This is a genomic window from Streptomyces sp. NPDC102258, from assembly GCF_055584685.1.
On the sequence record NZ_JBVJLO010000002.1, the window covers coordinates 508,000 to 529,825 of the forward strand.

General features: G+C 74.3%; 20 protein-coding genes. 7 read left to right on the forward strand and 13 right to left on the reverse strand.

Going from position 1 to position 21,826, the window contains the following annotated elements:
- From ACZ6ZT_RS05450 to ACZ6ZT_RS05460, 3 genes are read left to right on the forward strand one after another with little or no spacing between them, the layout of a single operon-like run.
- Positions 1–1,278, forward strand: coding sequence for a sensor histidine kinase (locus tag ACZ6ZT_RS05450; protein WP_469715752.1), 1,278 nt, complete (start codon positions 1–3; stop codon positions 1,276–1,278).
- Positions 1,266–1,919 (forward strand): response regulator transcription factor, encoded by a 654-nt coding sequence (locus ACZ6ZT_RS05455; protein WP_469715753.1) that lies wholly within the window; start codon positions 1,266–1,268, stop codon positions 1,917–1,919. Before ACZ6ZT_RS05450 ends, ACZ6ZT_RS05455 begins: the two co-directional genes overlap by 13 nt.
- Positions 1,916–2,794, forward strand: a complete 879-nt coding sequence (locus ACZ6ZT_RS05460; protein WP_469715755.1) for a DUF4097 family beta strand repeat-containing protein — start codon at positions 1,916–1,918, stop codon at positions 2,792–2,794. The genes ACZ6ZT_RS05455 and ACZ6ZT_RS05460 overlap by 4 nt, the downstream gene beginning before the upstream one ends.
- Positions 2,795–2,843: 49 nt before the next feature.
- Here the strand turns inward: ACZ6ZT_RS05460 and ACZ6ZT_RS05465 are convergent, their stop codons facing one another.
- The 11 genes from ACZ6ZT_RS05465 to ACZ6ZT_RS05515 form a co-directional block, all read right to left on the reverse strand.
- Positions 2,844–3,551, reverse strand: coding sequence for a DUF6882 domain-containing protein (locus tag ACZ6ZT_RS05465; RefSeq protein ID WP_469715756.1), 708 nt, complete (start codon positions 3,549–3,551; stop codon positions 2,844–2,846).
- A 23-nt stretch (positions 3,552–3,574) separates the two neighbouring features.
- Positions 3,575–4,084 carry a mycothiol transferase gene (locus tag ACZ6ZT_RS05470; RefSeq protein WP_469715758.1) on the reverse strand — a complete coding sequence of 170 codons (510 nt, stop codon included), beginning with the start codon at positions 4,082–4,084 and terminating at the stop codon, positions 3,575–3,577.
- A 90-nt stretch (positions 4,085–4,174) separates the two neighbouring features.
- On the reverse strand, positions 4,175–4,807 hold the full coding sequence (locus ACZ6ZT_RS05475) for a hypothetical protein (protein ID WP_469715760.1): 633 nt from the start codon (positions 4,805–4,807) through the stop codon (positions 4,175–4,177).
- Between the two features lie 130 nt (positions 4,808–4,937).
- The gene (locus ACZ6ZT_RS05480) at positions 4,938–7,016 is read right to left on the reverse strand and encodes an RICIN domain-containing protein (RefSeq protein WP_469715762.1); all 2,079 of its coding nucleotides are present in this window, start codon (positions 7,014–7,016) and stop codon (positions 4,938–4,940) included.
- 358 nt (positions 7,017–7,374) lie between these two features.
- Positions 7,375–7,707, reverse strand: a complete 333-nt coding sequence (locus ACZ6ZT_RS05485; protein WP_469715764.1) for a TcmI family type II polyketide cyclase — start codon at positions 7,705–7,707, stop codon at positions 7,375–7,377.
- 94 nt (positions 7,708–7,801) lie between these two features.
- On the reverse strand, positions 7,802–8,284 hold the full coding sequence (locus tag ACZ6ZT_RS05490) for an SRPBCC family protein (protein ID WP_469715765.1): 483 nt from the start codon (positions 8,282–8,284) through the stop codon (positions 7,802–7,804).
- 1 nt (position 8,285) lies between these two features.
- A complete protein-coding gene (locus ACZ6ZT_RS05495) occupies positions 8,286–8,540 on the reverse strand; it encodes an acyl carrier protein (protein ID WP_469715767.1) in 255 nt (84 codons plus the stop codon).
- Between the two features lie 77 nt (positions 8,541–8,617).
- On the reverse strand, positions 8,618–9,871 hold the full coding sequence (locus tag ACZ6ZT_RS05500; protein ID WP_469715768.1) for a beta-ketoacyl synthase N-terminal-like domain-containing protein: 1,254 nt from the start codon (positions 9,869–9,871) through the stop codon (positions 8,618–8,620).
- Complete coding sequence (locus ACZ6ZT_RS05505) at positions 9,868–11,139, reverse strand: beta-ketoacyl-[acyl-carrier-protein] synthase family protein (protein ID WP_469715769.1); 1,272 nt, start codon at positions 11,137–11,139, stop codon at positions 9,868–9,870. The genes ACZ6ZT_RS05500 and ACZ6ZT_RS05505 overlap by 4 nt, the downstream gene beginning before the upstream one ends.
- Positions 11,136–11,582: a cupin domain-containing protein gene (locus tag ACZ6ZT_RS05510; protein ID WP_469715770.1), complete on the reverse strand. Its 447-nt coding sequence runs from the start codon at positions 11,580–11,582 to the stop codon at positions 11,136–11,138. Before ACZ6ZT_RS05510 ends, ACZ6ZT_RS05505 begins: the two co-directional genes overlap by 4 nt.
- 128 nt (positions 11,583–11,710) lie before the next feature.
- Positions 11,711–12,808, reverse strand: coding sequence for a TcmI family type II polyketide cyclase (locus tag ACZ6ZT_RS05515; protein ID WP_469715771.1), 1,098 nt, complete (start codon positions 12,806–12,808; stop codon positions 11,711–11,713).
- A gap of 257 nt (positions 12,809–13,065) precedes the next feature.
- Here ACZ6ZT_RS05515 and ACZ6ZT_RS05520 point away from each other — a divergent pair, with 257 nt between their 5' ends.
- Positions 13,066–14,700, forward strand: coding sequence for an FAD-dependent oxidoreductase (locus tag ACZ6ZT_RS05520; RefSeq protein ID WP_469715773.1), 1,635 nt, complete (start codon positions 13,066–13,068; stop codon positions 14,698–14,700).
- Between the two features lie 11 nt (positions 14,701–14,711).
- Here the strand turns inward: ACZ6ZT_RS05520 and ACZ6ZT_RS05525 are convergent, their stop codons facing one another.
- Both ACZ6ZT_RS05525 and ACZ6ZT_RS05530 read right to left on the reverse strand, forming a co-directional pair.
- On the reverse strand, positions 14,712–14,924 hold the full coding sequence (locus ACZ6ZT_RS05525) for an acyl-CoA carboxylase epsilon subunit (protein WP_469715844.1): 213 nt from the start codon (positions 14,922–14,924) through the stop codon (positions 14,712–14,714).
- A 208-nt stretch (positions 14,925–15,132) separates the two neighbouring features.
- Complete coding sequence (locus ACZ6ZT_RS05530; RefSeq protein ID WP_469715775.1) at positions 15,133–16,971, reverse strand: galactose oxidase-like domain-containing protein; 1,839 nt, start codon at positions 16,969–16,971, stop codon at positions 15,133–15,135.
- A gap of 238 nt (positions 16,972–17,209) precedes the next feature.
- On the opposite strand from ACZ6ZT_RS05530, the gene ACZ6ZT_RS05535 reads away from it, so the two are divergent.
- The 3 genes from ACZ6ZT_RS05535 (at position 17,210) to ACZ6ZT_RS05545 (ending at position 21,703) form a co-directional block, all read left to right on the forward strand.
- Positions 17,210–19,477, forward strand: coding sequence for a HelD family protein (locus ACZ6ZT_RS05535; RefSeq protein ID WP_469715777.1), 2,268 nt, complete (start codon positions 17,210–17,212; stop codon positions 19,475–19,477).
- 166 nt (positions 19,478–19,643) lie between these two features.
- Positions 19,644–20,909: a VWA domain-containing protein gene (locus ACZ6ZT_RS05540; RefSeq protein WP_469715779.1), complete on the forward strand. Its 1,266-nt coding sequence runs from the start codon at positions 19,644–19,646 to the stop codon at positions 20,907–20,909.
- Positions 20,909–21,703, forward strand: coding sequence for a hypothetical protein (locus ACZ6ZT_RS05545; protein ID WP_469715781.1), 795 nt, complete (start codon positions 20,909–20,911; stop codon positions 21,701–21,703). Before ACZ6ZT_RS05540 ends, ACZ6ZT_RS05545 begins: the two co-directional genes overlap by 1 nt.
- Positions 21,704–21,826 lie beyond the last annotated feature (123 nt).

The following is a 21,826-nucleotide window of genomic DNA, read 5'->3' on the forward strand; positions in this document are numbered from 1 at the left end:
ATGGCAACTTCCGGCGCATTGAGGCGTACGTACACCTGGATCGCCGCGCACACCCCCTGGTCGGCGTGGGCCCGGCGCAACACCGTCTTCGGCGCCGCCGCCATCGTGCCCGCGCTGCCCCTGCTCCTCGGCTGCCTGCTCGTCGCCACCGGCCCCGGCCACAGCCCCCGACCCCTGCTGGCCGCCCTGGTGTTCAGCCCGCTGCTGACGGCGCTCCAGCGCAGCCGCTTCCGCTCGCTGCTCGACCTGGACATCCCGCCGGTCCGCCACGCGCACCCCTGGCGCAGCGCGCGGGGACTCGCCGAACGGCTGCGCTCCGAGTCCACTTGGCGCCAGTACGGCTACCACCTCGCGGTCAGCCCGCTCATCGCGGCCGGCGCGGTCGTCCTGGTCCTCGCCTGGGCGGGCGGCGCGGCCGCCGCGAGCGTGTACGCCTGGTCCTGGGCGCTGCCCCCGGACGCCCAGGGGGACCTGCCCGGCCTGCCCGGCCTCCTGCCCAACGGCTACGACGTGCTCACCGTCGCCGGTGGCCTGTTGCTGTGCGCGGCGCCCTGGGCCGCGGCGGCCCTCACCCGGCTCGACACCGCCGCCGCGACCGCCCTCCTCGGCCCCAGCCGGGCCCGCGAACTGGAGCGCCGCGTCGAGGACCTCGCCGAGAGCCGGGCCGGCGTCCTGGACGCCGCCGACCTCGAACGCCGGCGCATCGAACGCGACCTGCACGACGGTGCCCAGCAGCGGCTGGTCTCCCTCGCCATGAACCTCGGCATCGCCCGCGCCACCCTCCCCGGCCTGCCGCCCGAGGCCAGGGCCGTCATCGACGAGGCCCACCGCGAGGCGAAGGAAGCCATCGAGGAGCTCAACGACCTGGTCCGCGGCCTGCACCCGGCCGTCCTGGAGGACCGCGGCCTGGACGCCGCGCTCTCCGGGATCGCCGCCCGCGCCCCGCTGCCCGTCGCCCTCACCGTGGACCTCACCGAACGCCCGGGCCCCACCATCGAAGCCGTCGCCTACTTCGTCGTCTCCGAGGCCCTCGCCAACGTGGCCAAACACGCCCGCGCCGACCGCTGTTCGGTACGCGTCACCCGGGTCACCGCCGCCGGCGGAACCCTGCTGCGCCTCGTCGTCACCGACGACGGCGTCGGCGGCGCGGACCCCGCGGGCGGCACCGGGCTGGTGGGCCTGCGCAAACGCGTGGGCTCGGTCGACGGAACCATAATGATCAACAGCCCCGTCGGGGGCCCGACCGTCGTCACCGTGGAGCTGCCGTGCGAGCTGTGATCGCCGAGGACTCCGTCCTCCTGCGCATAGGCCTTGTCAAAGTCCTCGAAATGGCCGGCTTCGAGGTGTGCGCCGAGACCGGCGACGCCGAGGGGCTGCTGGCCGCCGTGGAGGAACACCGCCCCCACCTCGCGCTCGTGGACGTCCGGATGCCGCCCGGCTTCACCGACGAGGGCGTCCGGGCCGCGCTCATGATCCGTAGCCAGAGCCCCGGCACAGCGGTGTTGTTGCTGTCCCAGTACGTCGAGGAACGGTACGCCGCCGACCTGCTGGCGTCCGCGAGCGGCTCCGGCATCGGCTACCTCCTCAAGCAACGCGTCGCCGACGTGGAGGAGTTCATCGACGCCCTGCGCCGGGTGGCCGCCGGAGGGACGGCCCTCGACCCCCAGGTCGTCGCCCAGCTCCTGCTCCGCCGGGGCGGCCCGGACCCGCTGGAGCGGCTGACCCCGCGCGAGCGCGAGGTGCTCGCGCTGATGGCGGAGGGCCGCTCCAACGCGGGGATCGCCGAAGGCCTCGTCGTCGGCGAGAGCGCGGTGGCCAAACACATCAACAACATCTTCACCAAGCTCGACCTGCCCCCGGCCGCCGAAGCACACCGCCGGGTCCTCGCCGTCCTCCGCTTCCTGGACGGCACCCCGTGACCCGCCCGGCGACCGGTCCGGCACCCCGCCCGGCGACCGGTCCGGCCGGCCACCCGGCGCCGGACGCGGTCCGCCGCCGCACCCACCGCCGGGCCTGGCAGTGCGCCGCGGCCCTCGGCGCCGTGCTGGTCCTGCTGTCGGCCGGCTGGCAGGTCCGTACGCACGGCAGCGGGCAGCGCGCCGTGCTGCGCGGCGACAGCGCCGGCCGGCCGGTGGCCGCCGTGGAGATCGTGGCGGGCGCCGCCGACGTCCGCGTCACGGCGCGCGGTGACGACGAGGTCGGCTACCGGGCCGACGTCCGCTGGGCGGCCGGACGGCCGGAGATCGAGCAGAGCCGGCCCGGCGACGGCGGCACCCTCAGACTGACCCCGCACTGCCCCGGCGACACCCTCGACGAGGCCGACGCGCCCGGCTGCTCCGTCCGGCTCGCGGTCACCGTGCCGACCGGGATCCCGGTGAAGGTGTCCGGCACCTCGGGCCGGATCACCGTCAGCGGCCTGGAAGGCCCCGTCGACGCGGGCACCGGCTCCGGATCCCTGGTCCTGGAGGGACTGCGCGGACCGCTGCGGGCCCACGCCGGCTCGGGACTCCTGCGCGCCACCGGCCTCGCCTCGCGCCAGGCCGACGTCAGCGCCGGGGCCGGGCGGGCGGACGTACGCTTCCTGGTTCCGCCGGACAGGGTCACCGGCCGGGCCGGCGCCGGCCGCCTCGACCTCACCGTTCCCCCGGCCACCCGCTACCGCGTCACCAGCCGGGCGGGCGCGGGCGCGTGCGAGGTGGCGGAGACCCTGCGCGACCCCTCGGCCGTCCGCACCCTCGACCTGTCGGCCGGCTCCGGCCAGGCCCGAGCCGCCGACCACCCCCCGGCCGACTGACGCCGGAGCCCGGCTGACGCACGGGCCGGCCGGCGCGCGGCGGAACGCCTCAGGCGTGGCCGTTCAGCGTCACCCGGATGTTCGCCAGACGGCCCAGCTCGTCGAAGTCGACCACGGCCGTGACGTCACCCGGCAGCGCGGCGGTGATCCGGCCGGGCTCCTGCCGCTGCGGCAGGCCGAAGTGCTCGAAGTAGCCGGCCGCCATGGCGTACGGGGAGTGGCCGATCAGGCCCACCGCCGAACTGAGCGAGGACGGCAGGGCCGCCGGGTCGAAGGCGGCGTGCGGCACCCGCGGGTCGTCGGGCAGCAGGTACAACTGCGTGTCCGGACCGGCCTGCACGCCGATGTACCCCGGCGCGCCCGCCACTCCCATCGCAGCGAAGGCGAGCGTTTCCGCGGCCCGGCGCGGGTCGGCGAAGCCCGACAGGTCCAGCACCTCCTGGGCGAACTCCGGGATGCCGTACGTGCTCCCGTACTCCCCGACGCGGCCCGAGAGCGCGACGACCTGAGTGCCGCGCAGCCCCGGGTTGGCCCAGCCCCACATCCAGGACCCCGCCGAGGTGTCGTAGGTGCCCAGCACGGACACCCGCAGCTCCAGGCCGCCCTGGCGGTAGAGGCAGGCGTCGAGGTCGGCGCTCCAGTCGCCCCGCGGCAGGAAGGCCGTCAGTGTCCGCAGCTGCGCCGCGCCCCAGACGGCGTGCCGTTCGGCCTCGAACAGGAACGCGTCGCCGAACCGGGTGTTCACAGGTGTCGTCACAGCCCACCACCCTACGGCCGCCGCTACCGCCGTTCGATCACGCCCCGGGCGTAGGCGGCCTGGCCCGCGTGCTGAAGGTCGTCGGCCAGGACGCTGACGAGGCGGACGCCGAGGGTCACCGGCGGGTCCCAGCGTTCGTCGACAACCCGGTCGAGGTCGGCCGCCGCGAGCCCGCGCACGAAGCCCAGGGTCTGCTCGTGCACCGCGTCGTGGTAGCCCAGCAGCAGTTCGTACGAGTCCACGCGCACGGCCCCGGCCTGCTCCGCGCTCTGTCCGTACCCGGTGGCGCCGGCGGGCAGCCGCAGGCCGAAGCGCTCCTCCCAGCCCCCGGCCGCCCACACCTGGTCGAGCCCGGCGGCGTCGGCGATGTGGTCGTCCTGCACCCGGGTCAGGTGCCAGACGAGCCACGCGATCGAGTTCGCCGCCGGGTCGATCCGCGCGTTGAGCTGCTCCGCCGGGAGTCCGTCGACCACCTCGTGGACCACCTCCCGGATGCGTGCGAAGCCCTCCGCGATCACCTCGGTGCCCTTCATGCGCCTCTCCCGCCCTGTCCGTGGAACGATCCGGCCGTTGCCGGGACCACCATGCAGGGCCGCGGGGCCGGGGCGCCGGGCGACACTCCGTCAGCGGCGCCGCAGCCGCCTGCGGCGCAGCAGGACCCCGGCGGCCGCGCCGGCCAGGGCGATCCCGGCCACCCCGGCGGTCGTCCACCAACCGGAGCCGTCTGAGCCGGAGCCGTCCGTGGAACCGGTACCGCCGTCACCGTCGGTGGACGCGGGCCGGGCGGGCAGGGGGCCCGGTGCCGGGGGAGCGGAGGCCGGCGGCGCCGGGGGAGTGGCCGACGGGGCCGGGTCCACCACCGGGACGGCGAGCGCCCCTTCGGCGTGCCCCAGCGAGGGGAAGCCCGCGTCGACGGTCACTGTCCAGCTGCCCGGCGGCAGCGTTTCGGCGGTCGTCCAGGCGGCGGCCCCGCCGCCGTCGCGGACCAGCCGCCAGGGGCCCACCGTACGGGTGCCGTCGGCGCTCACCGCGTTCACGGTGGCGGCCACGGCCTCCTCGACGGGGTCCCCGTCGTTCTCCCAGGTGACGTCGGCGGTGACGTGGCCGCCGCGCTGACCGGTGATCACCACTTTCAGGGTGTCGCCGTGGGCGTGCGCGGTACCGGCCAGTGCCACGGCCACGGCCTGCGCGAGGAGCAGCAGGGTGAAGGCGAGGGCGGCGAAGGACGGGCGGAGGAGGCGCGGTCGCGTCGTCATGGTGCTCCAGGCGGGAGGAGGGAGGCGGGGGAGGGGGGACGAAAGGGCGGGGGGCAGGGGGCGAGGTGGGCCGAGGGCCGGCTGGGCCCGGAGGGCGGCCGTGGGGGTGACCGCCCTCCGGGCCGGCGGGTCAGCCCGCCTTGCGGACCGTCCAGGCCTGCGCCGGACGGCCGTCCGCGCGCTGGAGGTCGAGCAGCCAGTTCCCGTAGTAGGGGCGGCCGCTCACCGTGAGGGCGAAGCCGCCGCCCGGGTCGGTGACCGTCACCGCGCCGTCGCGGGAGGCCAGCCGCCACTGCTGGGCGGCCGTGTCCGAGCAGGGCCGCTGGGCCACCCACATGCCGGCGGCCGGGGCGCCGCCGGGCTGCAGGCACTTGCCGGAGACGGCGGAGCGGATCCGGACCAGCCCGCTCCCGGCGTCGTCGAAGTACCACTGCTGCTGCGCGTAGCCGTTGGTCCGGCCCGCCACCAGGACGGTGCCGTCGGCGGTGCGCCCGTCCCACAGCTCGGCGGACATGCCGCTGCTGCCGTTGCCGAGCACGTAGCGGGTGCCCGGGGTGGTGGTCGTACCGCCGGGGGCGGTCGTACGGAAGGACGCGGCCTTGCCGGGGCCGCTGTCACGGCCGGCGGTGTCCCGGACCGAGACGGAGGCCGTGTACGCGGTGCCGGGCTGGAGGTGGTAGACGCGCAGGGAGGTGGACTGGACCCAGGTCAGGTGCTTGCCGTTCAGCAGGACCTGGTACCAGGCGGCGCCCTCCGTACGGGGCCAGCTCAGGACCACGGAGTCGGCCTGGATCTGACCGGCCGTCACGGCCGGTCCCCCGTCCGGCTTCTTGGTGGGTGAGGGCGTGGGCTTCGCCGTCGGGCTGGGGTTCGGGTCCGGGGTTGGCCCGGTGCCGCCGCCGTCGGTGCGCATCAGGAACTGGTTGTCGGCGATGTTCCAGTGGGTCGCGAGGTAGCTGCCCGCCTTGGGGCTGGTGTGGAAGTAGTCGTCGTGGTTGCAGTCCAGGATGTTCTCGGAGGCCTGGTTCGTGCACACGTTGCGCATCTGCGGGTAGTACGGGGTGTCCGAGTAGCACATGACGTCGAACTCGTCCGTGCAGTGCGCGCCTCGGCTGGTGTTGGGGGCGCTGTTGTTGACCGCGCCCAGGTTGTGGCCGAGTTCGTGCGCGGCGGTGTGGCCGCCCCAGCAGCCCGAGTCGGTGCGCCCGTAGGAGGGGCCGAAGTTGCTCAGGTTGTCCTGGCCGTGCCGCTCGTCGCCGTTGAACGTGCCGATGCCGCAGTAGATCTGGGTGTCCGCGAAGATCATGTACTTGCGGTCGCGGCGGTCGAAGCCCTTGGCGGCGAGCGCGGCGTTGGTGGCGCTGAACTCCGCGAGCGCGGAGTCCGGGAGCTCGATGCCGATCACGGACGGGGTGCAGTCGGCGGCCGTGACGTAGCGGATGTGGCGGATCCCGCCGGTCTCCTTGGCGCTGGCCGCGTAGATGAGGTCGGCGTCGGCCGCCCACTTGCGGAAGGAGGCCAGGTACTCGGCGTACCGGTCGCGGCCCGGGCCGTGCGCGTAGACGACCTGGACGCGGTTGCCGGAGGTGCCGTCGCCGTCGCACTGGACGGTCTGGCCGGCCGGACCGGCCGCGACGCCCTGGCTGCCGGCGGCCGGCGCGGCGGGCGGGGAGGCGGCGGCGGAGCCCGCGGTGCGCGCGTCGGCGGCGGGCGCGTCCTGAGGACGCCCGCCGCCTTCCGTGGCGGCCGGGTCGGAGGCGGCGGGGGCCGCGGGGTCGGCCGCGGCGGCCTTGGCGCGGACCACGGGCTGGACGTCCCGCTTGATGTCCACACCGCCGGGCGGCGCGTCGGGGCCGTGCGTGCAGAGTCCGGCGTCCGTGCGGTACACGCCGGCGCAGCGGTCGCCCTTGGGGGCGGGCGCGAGTCCGTCGTAGACCATGCCGCGGGCGTTCTCGTTCGCCGGTGCGGAGGCGAGGGCGGCGGGTTCCGCGTCCCGGGCCGGTGCGGCGGCCGGTTCGGCGGGGGCGCCGGGCCCCGAGGCCAGAGCGGGGGTCGTCGCCTCGGCGTTCGCGCCGAGGCCGGAATAGGCGATCCCGCCCGCGATCACCGCCGCCGAGGCCAGGGCGGCGGTGAGGAGTATCAGGCGGCGTGGTCTGCGTCGGTGTTCACGCGGTTTACGTCGTCGGCCGCCGGTGTGTCGTGCTGTCATGCGCACCTCAAGTCCTGGTCAGGAGAGTGGGTGCGCGGAAGCTTGCCAGACGGAAGCCGTGGAGAATTCGGACAAAGGGGAGCCGGGCCGGGGAAATCTATCCGTTACCTGGGAGCATGATTTGATGATCCGTCAAGTTCCCGTAAAAACAAGGCAGTTACGCGCGTCACTACGGAAAGGTCCAGGCCTTTTCCGAGATGTCGTTATCAAATCGAGATAAGAGGTGCAACCTTATTGACGGCAATTCAGTCAGGTATTCATGTAAAAACTACCTGCCGAATTCCCCCCGTCACGAGCGGTGGCCGTGGGTGCCCAGGCCGACCGGCCGGTGCGGCGGCGGCAAGGGCACCCGTACGGACTAGCGGACGGCGCCGCGCTCCCAGCGGTAGAACCGGTGCGCCATGGCGTCCTTGGGGCCGCGCCAGGTCTGCGGGTCGTGCGGGCTGATGAACGCCGACAGCCGGTCGCTCAGGTCGCGGAACTCCGGGTGGTCGGTGACCTGCGCGATGGCCAGGCCGGGGTCCTTCTCGGACTCGATCAGGTGCAGGTACACGTCCCCGAACTGGAAGAGACTGCGGCGGCTGACCCCGACCAGGTGGGGCAGCTCACCCGCGTCCGAGGCGGCGAACAGGCCGGCGATGTCGGGCGCCGAACCGGGTGCCATACGGGCCACGATGAGGGCTTGGTGCATCGGGAGGGTTTGCCTTTCGACTCGGGTGGGGCGGGGCGCCGCGGCTCGGCGGCGGGCGGCGGGCGGCGGGCGGCGGGCGGAGCGGCGCCGCGGCTCAGCGGCGGGCCGCCGCCGGGGTGCGCTTGCCGTGGTGCCGCTGTTCGATCTTGTCCCGGATCAGTTCCATCTGGATGCGGGAGTTGTGGTTGATGCGGTCGGTCATCCCCGCGTCGTCGATGGGCGCGTCGGGCTTCATCGCGAAGTCCTGCACCCAGCGCATCAGGGTGCCGCCGCCGGGCGCCTCCCCGTACTCCCAGTGGATGTTCATGTGGGCGAACGGACCGGTCTCGACCCGGCGGGCCTTCACCGTGAGGCCGGCGCGGTCGACGGTCCGCTCCGAGACCCAGCTCCACACCACGCCGTTCTCGTCCGGGTGCATGGCGAGGCGGAACCGGGTGGTGTTCCCGGCCTTCTCCAGGATCTCGATCGACGCGTACTCGCTGAACAGCTCCGGCCAGTTGGGCAGGTCGTTCGTGACGTCCCAGACGACGTCGACGGGCGCGTTGACGGTGATCTCGTTGTCGGTGTGTCCAGGCATGTCAGGCTCCGGTCATCAGGCTGTTGTTGACGAGGTCGATGAACTCGCGGGGGCTCTTGCAGCGGTCCGCGTCCGTGGGCAGCGAGCGGCCCCGCCGGTTCTCCAGCTCGCCGACGATGCCGAGCAGGCCCAGCGAGTCGAGGCCGTAGTCCTCGAACTGGGACTCCGGGCGGCTCGCGAGCTCGGTGGGGTCGACGGTGATGCCGGCGGTCTTCATGAGCTTCGCCAGCTCTTCGATGGTCAGTCGTTCGGACATGGTGCCTTCTCTCTGTTCCGCTCTTTCGGGGACCGCGCCGAAAGCCCGCGCGGCCCTGGCCAACCGGGTCCCGCTCCCTACGCGCGGGATGCGGGCCCGCCGCGCAGGACGAGTGCCGCGTTCGACCCCATCCGGCCCCGGCTCAGGACGAGCGCGGTCCGCAGGGGGGCCACCCGGGCGTTGCCGGTGACCACGTCGAGGTCGTGGCAGACGTCGAAGACGTTCGGGGTCGGCGGCACCACCCCGTGCTCCAGGGCCAGGACGGCCGCGGCCGTGTCGAGGGTGCCGGCCGCGCAGTACGCCCGCCCGGTCCCGGTCTTGGGCGCGGTCACCGCGACCTTGGCGCCGTGGCCGCCGAGCGCGGCGCGGATCGCCCGCGCCTCGGCCGCGTCGGCCTCGGGCGTGCCCAGGGCGTCCGCGAAGACCACGTCCACCTCCTCGGGGGCGCAGCCCGCCTCCGCGAGCGCGCCGCGGATGGCGTGGGCCAGGCCCTCGCCGGACTCGTCCGGCCGGTGCGTCCCGGTGAAGGTGGCGGCGTGCCCGGCCACCAGGGCCCGGACCGTCGCCCCACGCCGCCGGGCGGCTTCCGCGTCCTCGACGACGAACATCGCGCCGCCCTCGGCCGGTACGAACCCGCACGCCTTGGCCGTGAAGGGCCGGTAGGCGCGCTGCGGGTCGTCCCAGGTGCTGAGGCCCTCGTAACCGAGCTGGCAGACCACCGAGTACGGGGCGAGCGGGGCCTCCGTCGCACCGACCAGCATGGCCCGGCTGCCCTGGCGGATCCCGCGTGCCGCGTGCGCGAAGGCGTCGAGCCCGCCCGCCTCGTCGCTCGCCACGACCCCGCACGGGCCCTTGAACCCGCGCCGGATGGAGATCTGGCCGGTGCTGGCCGCGTAGAACCAGGCGATCGACTGGTACGGGCCGACGTAGCGGGGGCCCTGCCCCCACAGCCGCTGGAGCTCGCGCTGCCCGAACTCGCCGCCGCCCGAGCCGGCCGCAGTGACGACGCCCACCGCGTACGGGTCGTCCTCGTAGTCGGCCCGGCCGAGGCGGGCGTGCTCCAGCGCCAGATCGGCCGCGGCCAGCGCGTAGTGGCTGAACCGGTCGGTCTGTACGAGGAACCGCTCCTCGACCAGCGTCGCGGGATCGAAGCCCCGCACCTCGCCGGCGATCCGCACCGGAAGGTGCTCGCAGCCCTGCCGGGTCACCCGGTCGAGGACGCTCTCACCGGACTGGGTCGCCTTCCAGAAGGCGTCCGCGCCGATCCCGTTGGGCGCGACGACCCCGATGCCCGTGACGGCCACCGTCGTAGCGGCAGTACGGCTGTTCACGCGCGTACCTCCTTGGGCTGGGTCAGGACGACGGCGGACTGGAAGCCGCCGAATCCGCTGCCGACGGACAGCACGCTGCGCAGGGTGTGGCTGCGGGCGGTGCGCGGCACGTAGTCCAGATCGCATTCGGGGTCGGGGGTCTCGTAGTTCGCGGTCGGCGGCACCACGTGATGGGTCATCGCCAGGACGCAGGCCGCGAGCTCGATCGCCCCGATGGCGCCGAGGGAGTGCCCCACCATGGACTTGATGGAGGTCATCGGCGTCTTGTACGCGTGATCCCCGAGCACCCGCTTCACGGCCGCCGTCTCGTGGCGGTCGTTCTGCTTGGTGCCGGAACCGTGCGCGTTGACGTAGTCGATGTCACCGGCCCGCACCCGGGCCTGGGCCAGGGCCGTCTCGATGGCGCGCGCCATCTCCAGGCCCTCGGTGGTCAGCCCCGTCATGTGGTGGGCGTTGCCGAAGGTGGCGTACCCGGATATCTCGCAGTACACCGTGGCACCGCGGGCCCGGGCGTGCTCCAGCTCCTCCAGCACCAGCACGGCGCCGCCCTCGCCGAGGACGAAGCCGTCCCGGTCGGCGTCGAAGGGCCGCGACGCGTGCGCCGGGTCGTCGTTGTTGGCGGAGGTGGCCTTGATGGCGTCGAAGCAGGCCACGGTGATGGGGGAGACCGGGGAGTCCGACGCGCCCGCCACGCACACGTCCATCCGGCCCTCCTGGATGGCGTGCACGGCGTACCCGACGGCGTCGAGCCCGGACGTGCAGCCCGTGGAGACCGTCTGCACGGGCCCGCGCGCCCCCGTCTGCTCCGCCACCGCCGAGGCGAGGGTGGCGGGGGTGAACGCGCGGTGCAGGAACGGGGAGGACAGCCGGTGGTCCACGTCCCACCAGTCGCCCCGCTGGCTGACCGCGACGTAGTCGTGCTCCAGCCGGGTGGTGCCGCCGACCGCCGTCCCCAGCGAGACGCCGGTGCGCCAGGCGCCCTCGCCGTCCAGCTCCAGGCCGGCGTCGGCCACCGCCTCGCGGGCGGCGACCAGGGCGAACTGGATGTACCGGTCCGCCCGGGCCGCCGCGTCCTCGTCCAGGCCGTGCGCGGCCGGGTCGAAGTCGACCTCGGCGGCTATCCGGGAGCGGAACCCGGCCGGGTCGAAGAGGGTGATGCCCCTGGTCGCCGTACGGCCGTTGGACAGCAGGTCCCAGAAGGCGGAGGTGCCTATGCCGCCGGGGGCGACGACCCCGACCCCCGTCACGGCCACCCGCCGGCGCGTCACGACACCACCTCCGAGCGCTCCGGCGGACGCTCCGCCCACCCCGAGGCCTCCGGGTGCGGGGCCTCCTCGGTGTCGACGTGCCCCAGCTCGGGACGCGGGGCGAGCGGGCCCAGGTGGAAGACCATCCGGGCCTCGGTGTCGCCGACGTTGCGGAAGCGGTGGCGCATGTTCAGCGGTACGAGCAGACCCTGGTCGGCGCGCAGCGGGTGCGCCTCGCCGTCGAGGTCGACCTCCAGGCTGCCGGCCACCACGTACACGAACTCCTCGGAGTACGGGTGGTAGTGCTCGGCGATCGACTCGCCCGGCGCCATCACCGCCAGGCCCATGAAACCGCTGGTCGAGCCCACCGAGGTCGGGGTGAGCACGGCCCGCAGGTCGCCTCCGCGCCTGCGGTTGGGCTGGGTCTCGCTGAGGTCGACGATGCGCGGGTGATGTCTGGTCATGCTGACTTCCTCCTGGCGGGTCGGAGCCTGGCGGTGCGCGCATGGGCTGCCGGGTCGGGGTGGGGGCGGTACGGGCCGTGCGGAGTGGGGTGGGTACGGGCCCTGCGGGGGCGGGCGGTGCGTCCGGATCAGTCCTGCTCCGGCGCCCGCCGGTCGGTGACCGGGGTCATCGGGTGCGGGGCGGCCGCCCCGCCGGCGGGCTCCCCGGCGAGCAGGCGCCGCAGCACCGCCGCCCTGCGGGGCCCGTCGATGCCGAAGCCGCCGGCGAAGCGGCCGTCGGCCGGCCCGCGGACGTCCAGGAGCCGGACCACGACGTCGTCCCGCTGGAAGATGCTGCTGCTCAGCACGGGACTGGTCGGGAGCTTCGCGGCCGTCTCGTCCTGCCGGGCGAGGAAGCGGGCCACCAGCGGACCGCAGCCCGGCTTCGCCGGGTAGTACAGGGCGTGCCGCGTCACCTCCCGGGGCGGCGCCCCCTGCGCGGCCACGTGGTGGACGGCCGGCAGCGCCGCCCGCATGAAGAACATCCGGGCGGACTCCGGATCGGCCAGGTCCCGGTCCTGCTCCAGGTACGGATTGATGGCCTGCTCCACCGCGCGCACCTCGGGCTGCTCCGACACGTGCCGCAGCGCCGCCGTCAGGTCGCCCTCCACCTCGACCGCCCGCACGACCCGGTTGCCGTACATGAACAGGGAGGTGCGGCACAGCCGGGTGTGCTCGTCGACGCGGGCCCGCGGGGAGTCGTACGAGGACAGGATCCGCGCGACCTCCTCCTCGCTGCCCGGCTTGACCGTGAAGGTCAGCGCGTGCCGGACGACGCCGGCGCCGAGCCGGGGCGCCGGCTGGAGCCGGGCCCCCACCGACCGCTGCGCCGCGTCGTAGCGCCTGCCGGTCTCCCGCAGCACGGTGAAGGTCAGCGGGCGCATCGAACGGGCGCAGGCGCCCAGCGGCCGGACCTGCTCGGTGTGCTCCTCGCTGTTGACCCAGGCGAGGTACTGCGGCGCGCTCTCCCACTCGCTGGTGATCAGCCACTGCGAGGGGTTCGAGAAGGACTGGCACAGCTGGTCGCCGAGGTGCCCGGGCACCGACGCGATGTCGTGGCGGAGCCGCTCGTAGGCGTCGAAGAAACGCTGCTGCGCACCCTCGTGCAGATCCATGAGCAGGACGACCCGGAGCATGGAGCCGTCGAAGGCGGACTGCGACACCCGTTCGGACAGGGTGGTTGTCATTTCCTCACTCCTTCGTGAGTGCACCTCGTGAGTGCACGGAGACCGGCACGTACGCGCTCCCTGCGTCATTCGGTCGGGTACGGCGGGCGGCATGGCTCGGAGGGTCCGCCGCTGTCGCTCATCGTCATCCGGCCGGGTACGGATCGCTACATCTCCGGATCAAGCGGGTGACAAGACACGACTCGCCCGGACGTGAACCCCGATCGGGGGCATAAACCGTCCACCGCACCCCCAGCCGAATCAGGAGCCCGCAGCTGATGGAAGAGCATGCCGATGTTCGCGTACCGGTCCTCGTCGTGGGCGGCTCCCTCGTGGGCCTGTCCACCTCGCTGTTCCTGAGCCGCCACGGCATCAGGCACCTGCTGGTCGAGAAGCACGCCGGTACGTCCGTTCACCCCCGCGGCCGCGGCATCAACGCCCGGACGATGGAACTGTTCCGCACGGCGGGGGTCGAGCCCGCCATCCGCGAGGAAGCCTCCGCCCTGGAGGCCAATCAGGGCATCCTGCAGAGCGAGTCCTCGCTCGTCGGCGGGGAGCACAAGTGGCTGATCAAGGCCGTCGACCCGACCGGCGCGCTGAAGCGGTTCAGCCCCACCGGCTGGTGCCTGTGCAGCCAGAACAACATCGAGCCGGTGCTGGCCGAGCGGAGCCGCGCGCAGGGCGCCGACATCCGCTTCTCCACCGAACTGATGAGTTTCGACCAGGACGACACCGGCGTCAGCGCCGTCGTGAAGAACCGCGAGACCGGCGAGCACCTCACCGTCCGCGCCGACTACCTCATCGCCGCCGACGGCCCGCGCAGCCCCGTCCGCGAGGCGCTGCGCATCCGCCAGACGGGCAACGGCGAGCTGTTCCACAACGTGAGCATCGTCTTCCGCTCCGAGCGGCTGGCCGGCGTCCTGGGCGACCTGCGCTTCATCGTCTGCTACCTGCTCAAGCCGGGCGCCGACGGGGCCCTGCTGCCGGTGGACAACGACACCCAGTGGGTCTTCCACGCCCCCTGGCACCCCGAGACGGGCGAGACCCTGGAGGACTTCACCGACGAGCGCTGCGTGGCGCAGATCCGCGCGGCCATCGGGGTGCCGGACCTGGACGTGGAGATCGGCGGCAAAGCCCCGTGGCACGCCGCCGAACGGGTCGCGGAGCAGTACCGGGTCGGCCGGGTCTTCGTGGTCGGCGACGCCGCCCACGAGATGTGCCCGACCGGTGCCTTCGGCTCCAACACCGGCATCCAGGACGCGCACAACCTGGCCTGGAAGGTGGCGGCGGTCCTCGGCGGCACGGCCGGCCCGGAACTGCTGGAGACCTACGAGGAGGAGCGGCTCCCGGTGGCCCGCGCCACCAGCGAGCGCGCGTCCGCCCGTTCGGCCGAACACAGCCACCCCGGGTACGTGCCGCCCCCCACCATGGGCGGCGGTCCGGGCAGCGGGGTCCTCACCACCGCGATGGGTTACGCGTACGGGCGCGGCGCGGTCCTCGGCGGCGACCCGTCCCGGCCGGTCATCCCCGAGGAGATGGACCTCAAGGGCGACGTCGGCACCCGCGCCCCGCACCTGTGGCTGACCCGGGCGGCCGAGCGGATCTCCACGATCGACCTCTACGAGCGCTCGTTCGTGCTGCTCAGCGGCGAGGGCACGCCCTGGAAGCAGGCGGCGGCCGAGGTGGCGCGGCAGACGGGTGCGCGCCTGGAGGCGTACGCCATCGGCTCCGGGCCGGGCGCCGACCTGGTCCAGCCGGACGACGCCGACTGGGCGCGGGCGCACGCGCTGCCGGCCGACGGAGCGGTCCTCGTACGCCCGGACGGGTTCGTCGCCTGGCGCTCGGAGGGCGCCGCCGACGACCCGGGGGCCGACCTGCTGGACGCGATGCGCCGGCTGCTGCGACGCCCCTGAGGGTCCCCGCGCTAGCGGCAGGCCCAGCACCCCGCCCAGCAGCCGTGGCCCGCGGGCCGCGGCCGCGGGCGGTGGTGCGCGGCCCGCGCGGGCGGGGCGGCGGCACACGCCGCGGCCCGGCCCGCGAGGCAGGCGACGACCACGGTGATCGCGGCCAGTTCCTCGGGTGCGGCGCTTCCCCGGTGGACCCGGAGCAGGCTCGATATGGCGGCGTCGCTTCGCATCGGCACGGCCTCTCATCAGGAGAGTTCACCTCGCCGGGCCGTCGGGCCCGGCGCTGCCGACGCTACGATCCGCCGGTCTCCCTGTCGTGCCGGAACCCCTCGTCCACAGCCATCCGTGTGACCCGCGCGGGCGGGCCGCTCGTCCGCTCCGAGGGCTGGCGGCGGCGTACGTGCCGCCCGGCGCGAGCGGCCGGGAACGGTGTCCGGACTACCGCCGGCCGGCCGGGCGGGTGCCGAGTTTGATCCAGCGGGCCCGGCTCGGGACGCCGTCCGCGTCGAGGAGGAAGAGCATGTAGTAGCCGGGCGGGGCGTCGGCCGCCGACGGCGGGGTGCGCAGGGTGAGCGTGTCGCCGCGGGTGGCCGTGATCCGCAGTTCCAGGTGGCGCTGGCTGGTGTTCACGGCGTGGGTCACCGTCGTCGGGGCCAGCAGGACCGCCCGCCGCACGGCGGACGCCGTCGAGCTGCGCACCTCGAAGCCCGTGTCGTGGGCGAGTTCGGCGCCCGGCACCCGGTCGAGGGCGGGCCGCGGGCCCCGGTGCAGGTACGCCGGCTCGTACAGTTCGATGCTGCCGTCCATCGCGTCGCCGATGTCGGGGTCGTTGGCGATCTGCTGGAGTTCGTCGCCGGTCACCAGGACCCGGCCGTCCGGCATCACCAGGGCGTTGGAGTGGTAGCCGCGCGGCAGCCGCTGGGCCGGGCCCAGCCGCCAGTGCCCGGCCGCGTCCCGCAGCTCGATCTGCCGGTACTTGAGGTCGGCCTTCGGGTTGAAGGGGCCGTTGCCGTAGTCCCGGGTGTCGAGGGCGCCGTTGACGGTGAGCAGCGTGGCGTCCGGCAGGATGAGCGTGTCGTCCTGGGTGCGGCCGAAGGCCCGGGGCTCGCGGGTGTGCCAGGCGTCGCCGGAGAGTTCGTACGTGTTCGGGTCGTGCGGGTCGCCGCCGAGCACCAGGACGGAGTCCGGGCCGCGCAGACCGGCCGGGAGCGGCACGGCGGACCCGTAACCGCGGAAGTCGGCGGGGCGCCGGGGCAGGTCGGTACGGGTCTCGGTGGCCGGATCGAACCGCCACTGCTGGTCGGCGTCGCGGCCCAGCCCGTAAATCATGCCGTCCCGCAGTGAGAACAGGTGGGGGTAGTCGTTGCGGAACGGCGCGTCCGAGCCGAACCGTTCGGAGGCGATGTCCAGCGGGATGTCGTACGGCCGCCAGGGCACGGGCAGCCGCTTCGCCGGGAACCGCTCCACCACCGGGGTGGGGGTGCCCGTACCGCGCTCGGACTGGCCCGAGACGATGATCTGGCGGCCGTCCGCGCCGGTGACCACCGACGGGTACCAGCGGCCCACCGACATGTCCCGGTTGCGGTACCAGGTCTCCGTCCAGGGGTCGAACACGAAGGACAGCCGGGCCCCGCTGCCGCCCTTGCCGCCGGTGTTGCCGCCGAAGACGGCCACCATCCCGTTCGGCAGGAAGGCGTGGCCGGCGCAGAAGAACGGCGCCGGGCGCGGGACGTGCGTCCCGTCGGGCATCAGCACCGTCGGCGGCCGGACCTCCTTGAAGGCCCGCGCCCCCGTCCCCCGCGCCGGGTCCCACAGGTAGGCGCGCCCGGCGTTGGTCGCGCCGATCCGGTCCGTCGGGCCGGTCTCCTTGGTGGGGTCGGTCTCCACCCGCTCGAAGGAGAACAGCAGTACCTTCCCGGTCGGCAGCTGGGCGAGGTGCACCCCGAAGTCGGGGGAGGGGAAGAACTCCGCGAAGCGGCCCGACGCGGAGGCGGTGAAGCCCGCGTTGGTCCGGGCCTGGGAGTCGGCCAGGTGGGCGAGCGAGGCGGTACGGGTGGCCTGCGCGTAGCCCCCGGCGTCCCGGGCGGCGGCGCGCCGTTGCGCGTGGGCCCGCGCGTGCTCCGCGCCGATCAGGGCCGCCTCGCCGCCGGCCGCCCCGTGGTCGCCGTCGTGCCCGGGCCGGGCCGCGGCCGCGGCGACGCCGGGGGAGGAGAGGAGCAGGCCCGCGCAGAGGAGGGCGCCCGCCGAGAGGGCGGCGGAGCGGCGGGTTCGGGACATGCGTCTCCTCGGGGGCACGGGGCGGGACGCCCATGCTAGGAGAAACCACCCCAAACCCCTCGTGCGGCGCGAGGGGTGTTCCCCGTACGGCTCGTACGGCTCCCACGCGCCCCCGGCACACAAAAACGCCCCGGACGAATTGGCGTCCGGGGCGTGCATTCGCGTATATTTAACAGTTCACGCCTTATTTTATTGCAGGCGTGAAGAAGATTTACAGAGGCATCGTATCGCGCCGGGAGTGGAATTGTCAAACGTCGAATTTCAGAGTGAGCAGCAATTCCTCACGGAGCTCTACGCCCGGCTCGAAGACCTCCGGGACCGGGCCGAACGCGGTATGCGGGCCGCGCTGCGCCAAGGGGGGAACGGCTACCAGGAGCGGCTGGAGCGGGAGGTGATGGTCGCCGAGCAGTCCGGCCTGTTCGCCGCGCTGAACGCCGCCGAACACGGTCTCTGTTTCGGCCGGCTGGAGTTCTCCGACGGCCGCGACCACCACATCGGCCGCATCGGAATCCGCCGGGACGACGCCGAACGCACCCCGCTCGTCCTCGACTGGCGCGCCGAAATGGCACGCCCGTTCTACCTCGCGACCGGACACGTCCCGATGGGCCTGCGCCGCCGCCGGCACATCACCACGCGCGGGCGGGAGGTCACCGCCCTGCACGACGAGATCCTCGACCTCGCCGACACCGAACGCACCGGGTTCGAGGGCTCCGACGCGGACGCCGTCCTGCTCGCCGCCCTCGACGCCGCCCGCACCGGCCGCATGCACGACATCGTGCGGACCATCCAGGCCGAGCAGGACCGCGTCATCCGCTCGCCCCACCGCGGCGTCCTCGTCGTGGAGGGCGGCCCCGGCACCGGCAAGACGGCCGTCGCCCTGCACCGCGCCGCCTACCTGCTCTACGCCCACCGCGAGCTCCTCGCCAAGCGCGGCGTACTGATCGTCGGCCCCAACCCGGCCTTCCTCGGCTACATCGGCGAGGTGCTGCCCTCCCTCGGCGAGACCGGGGTGCTGCTGGCCTCCCCGGGGGACCTGTTCCCCGGCGTCCGCGCCACCGGCACCGACCGCCCCGGCGCCGCGGCCGTCAAGGGACGCGCCGCCATGGCGGGGGTCCTCGCCCGCGCCGTCGCCGACCGGCAGACCCTCCCCGAGACCGTGCCCGCCGGCAGCGGCGAGGAGAGCGACGTGGTCCCCGAGGCGGCCCTGGAGATCGACCACGAGGAGTACGGGACGCTCCTGCTCGACCGGACCATGGCCCACGCCGCCCGCGACCGGGCCCGCGCCACCGCCCTGCCCCACAACCTGGCCCGTCCCTACTTCGCGTTCGCCGTCATCGACGCCCTGACCGGGCAACTCGCCGACCGGATCGGCGCCGACCCCTACGGCGGCCCCAACCTGCTCGGCCCCGACGACGTCGCCCAGCTCGGCAAGGAGATCGCCACCAGCGCCGAGGTGCATGCCGCCATCGACACGCTGTGGCCGCACCTCACCCCCGAGCGGCTCGTCGCCGAGTTCCTCGCCGACCCCTCCCACCTCCCCGAGGCCGACGCCGCGCTGATCCGCCGCGCCTCCGGCGAGTGGACTCCCGCCGACGTCCCGCTGCTGGACGAGGCCGCGGAACTCCTCGGCGTCGACGACAGCGCCGAACGGGCCGCCGCCGAACGCGACCGGCTGGAACGCGTCGCCTACGCGCAGGGCGTCCTCGACCTCTCCCAGGGCTCCGAGTCCTACGAGTTCGAGGACATGGAGAACGAGTACCTCGCCGCCCACGACCTCATCGACGCGGAACGCATGGCGGAGCGGCAGGAGGAGACCGACCACCGCACGACCGCCGAACGCGCCGCCGCGGACCGCACCTGGAGCTTCGGACACGTCATCGTCGACGAGGCGCAGGAGCTCTCCGAGATGGCCTGGCGCCTGCTGATGCGCCGCTGCCCGACCCGGTCCATGACCCTGGTCGGCGACCCGGCCCAGACCGGCGACGAGGCGGGCTGCGGCTCGTGGCGGCGGATCCTGGAGCCGTACGTGGGCGAGCGCTGGGAGCGGGTGCGGCTCGGCGTCAACTACCGTACGCCCGCCGAGATCATGGAGGTCGCGGCCGCCGTGCTGCGGGTCCACCACCCCGGCTTCGAACCGCCCGGCTCGGTGCGCTCCACCGGCGTAGGTCCCTGGGTGCGGCAGAGCGCCGACCTCCCCGGCGCCCTCGCCGAGGCCGTCCGCACCGGCGCCCCCGCCGGGGGACGCCTCGCCGTGATCGCCCCGCGCCCCCTGCACCCGGCCCTGGCCGCCGCCCTGCCCGGGGTGCGGGCCGGGGAGGAGCCGGACCTCACCCGGAGCGCCGTCCTGCTGGACCCGCGCCAGGCCAAGGGGCTGGAGTTCGACACCGTGATCGTCGTCGAACCCGCGCAGTTCCAGCCGAGCGACCTGTACGTGGCGCTCACCCGCGCCACGCAGCACCTCGGCGTCCTGCACACCGGCCGCCTCCCCGAGGGCCTCGCCGGCTGACGGCCCGCCAGGCGGGGGCGGGGCGGGGCGCGGGCGCCGGGTACGAGACCCCATGCGCGGGGTCCCGTACGCGGCTCCGGGCCGGGCCCCGTACCCGGTCCGGAACCGGATCGCCGCCGGGGGAAGGCGTTTTGGTTTGCCGTCGGATCCTCAATACGATCCGGCGATGATCACAAGAAAACGGCTGGCGGCCCGGGCCTGCGGCCTGCTCGTCGCCTTGACCGCGGGGCTCCTCCCGTCGTACGCCGTCGCCGCAGACGGGCCCGCCAAAGAGCCGCCCAAGGTCGAGCTGGTGCTCGACGTCAGCGGGTCGATGCGCGCGGCCGACATCGACGGGCAGTCCCGGATGGCCGCCGCGAAGCAGGCCTTCAACGAGGTCCTGGACGCCGTCCCCGGGGAAGTCCGGCTCGGCATAAGGACCCTGGGCGCCACCTACCCCGGCGAGGACCGGGCGCTCGGCTGCAAGGACACCAAGCAGCTCTACCCCGTCGGCACGGTCGACCGCACCGAGGCGAAGACCGCCGTCGCCACCCTCGCGCCCACCGGCTGGACGCCCATCGGCCCCGCCCTCCAGGCCGCCGCCCAGGACCTCGACGGCGGCAACGCCACCCGCCGGATCGTGCTCATCACCGACGGCGAGGACACCTGTGCCCCGCTCGACCCCTGCGAAGTGGCCCGCGACATCGCGGCCAAGGGCATCCACCTCGTCGTCGACACCCTCGGCCTCGTCCCCGACGCCAAGACCCGCGCCCAGCTGACCTGCATCGCCGAGGCCACAGGAGGCACGTACACCTCGGTGGCGCACACGGCCGAACTCTCCGGCCGCGTCAGACAACTCGTCGACCGGGCCGCCGACCCCGTGGCCACCCCGGTGGCCACCGAGGGCGCCAAGCAGTGCGAAGGCGCACCGCAGTTGAAGGCCGGGCTCTACAGCGACCGCGAGACCTTCGGCGAGCACCGCTGGTACCGCGTCGACGTCCGCCCCGGCCAGGAGCTGCGCGCCTCGGTCAGCATCGGCGCCGACCGGGCCGTGAACAACGACTACGGGGTGCTGCTGCGCGCCTCCACCGTCCACGGGCGGGAGATCGTCCGCGGCTCCGAGGCCGGTGACGGCCGTACCGACGTCGTCTCGACCGGCCTGCGCTACCCGAAGGCGGCCCTGGACGGGGACGCCGCCGAGGTGCCCGAGACGGTCTGCCTCCAGGTCAGCAACTCCTTCTCGGCCGGCCCGGCCGTCAAGACCGCGCCCGGCATGCCCGTCGAGCTCACCATCGACCTGGTCGACGGCCCCGACGAACCCTCCGACGTGGCCTCCTTCGGCCTCGGCCGGGGCTGGTGGCTGATCGGCCTGCTCGTCCTCACCGGCCTGATCGCGGGACTGGTCTGGGGCTGGATCTCGCGCTGGCGCGTCTCCGTCTGGAGGAGCAACTGATGCGCACCGTACGCACCCTGACGGCCGCCCTGCTCGCGGGAGCCGCCCTCCTCGTCCCCGCGGGCGCGGCCACCGCCGCCCCGAGCCCGACGCCGAGCGCGGGCGGGAAGGCCGCCGGCCCGACCGAGGCGGGCACCGGCTTCCGCACCGCGACCCCCTTCCGGCCGGGCCAGAAGGCCACGGCCTCCGCGTCCAGCGGCGACTACCTGTACTGGGTCCTGCCCGTCGACGCGGGCCAACGGGTCACCGTACGGGCCTCGGTGACCCTCCCGGAGTCCGCCGCCCGGCACGGCGCCTCCACCTGGCGGCTCGACGTCTACGACGGGCTCCGCCGCCGCCAGGCCTGCACGTACGGCACCCAGAGCGCGGCGGCCGCCAAGGAGGACGCCACCGTGGAACTGGCCTGCGTCCTGCGCACGGTCCGCTCCGGCGCCGAGGCCTGGTCCAACGACCCGCTCCCGGGCAGCTACTACGTACGCCTCACGCTCGCCGGCTCCCCCGAGGAGGACCTCGGCCTGCCGGTAAAGGCACAGGTGGAGGCCGACGTGAAGGAGACGGGCGGCGCCCAGGCGGTCGACGCGGTCCTCGCCGAACCCCTCGTCCCCGGCATCGCGGGAGCCTCGGAGGAACAGCGCGCGGCCCGCGCCCCCGAGGACGGCTGGTCCGGCGGCTGGTGGTCCGACCGCTGGCTGTGGACCGCCGCGGGCGGGGTGCTCGGCGCCCTCGCGGGGATCTACGGATACACCCTGACCCGCGGCCGGGGCCGTCCCGGACGGCCGCGCTCCGAGGCCTGACCGGCCCACGGCGGCACGGGGCCGCCGCTCCGGCGGGAGCGGCGGCCCCGCACGGCACAATGATCATCCGACCACGGAGCGTGGGCTATGTTGGTAGACGAGTGACGTGAGAAGGAGGGCCGC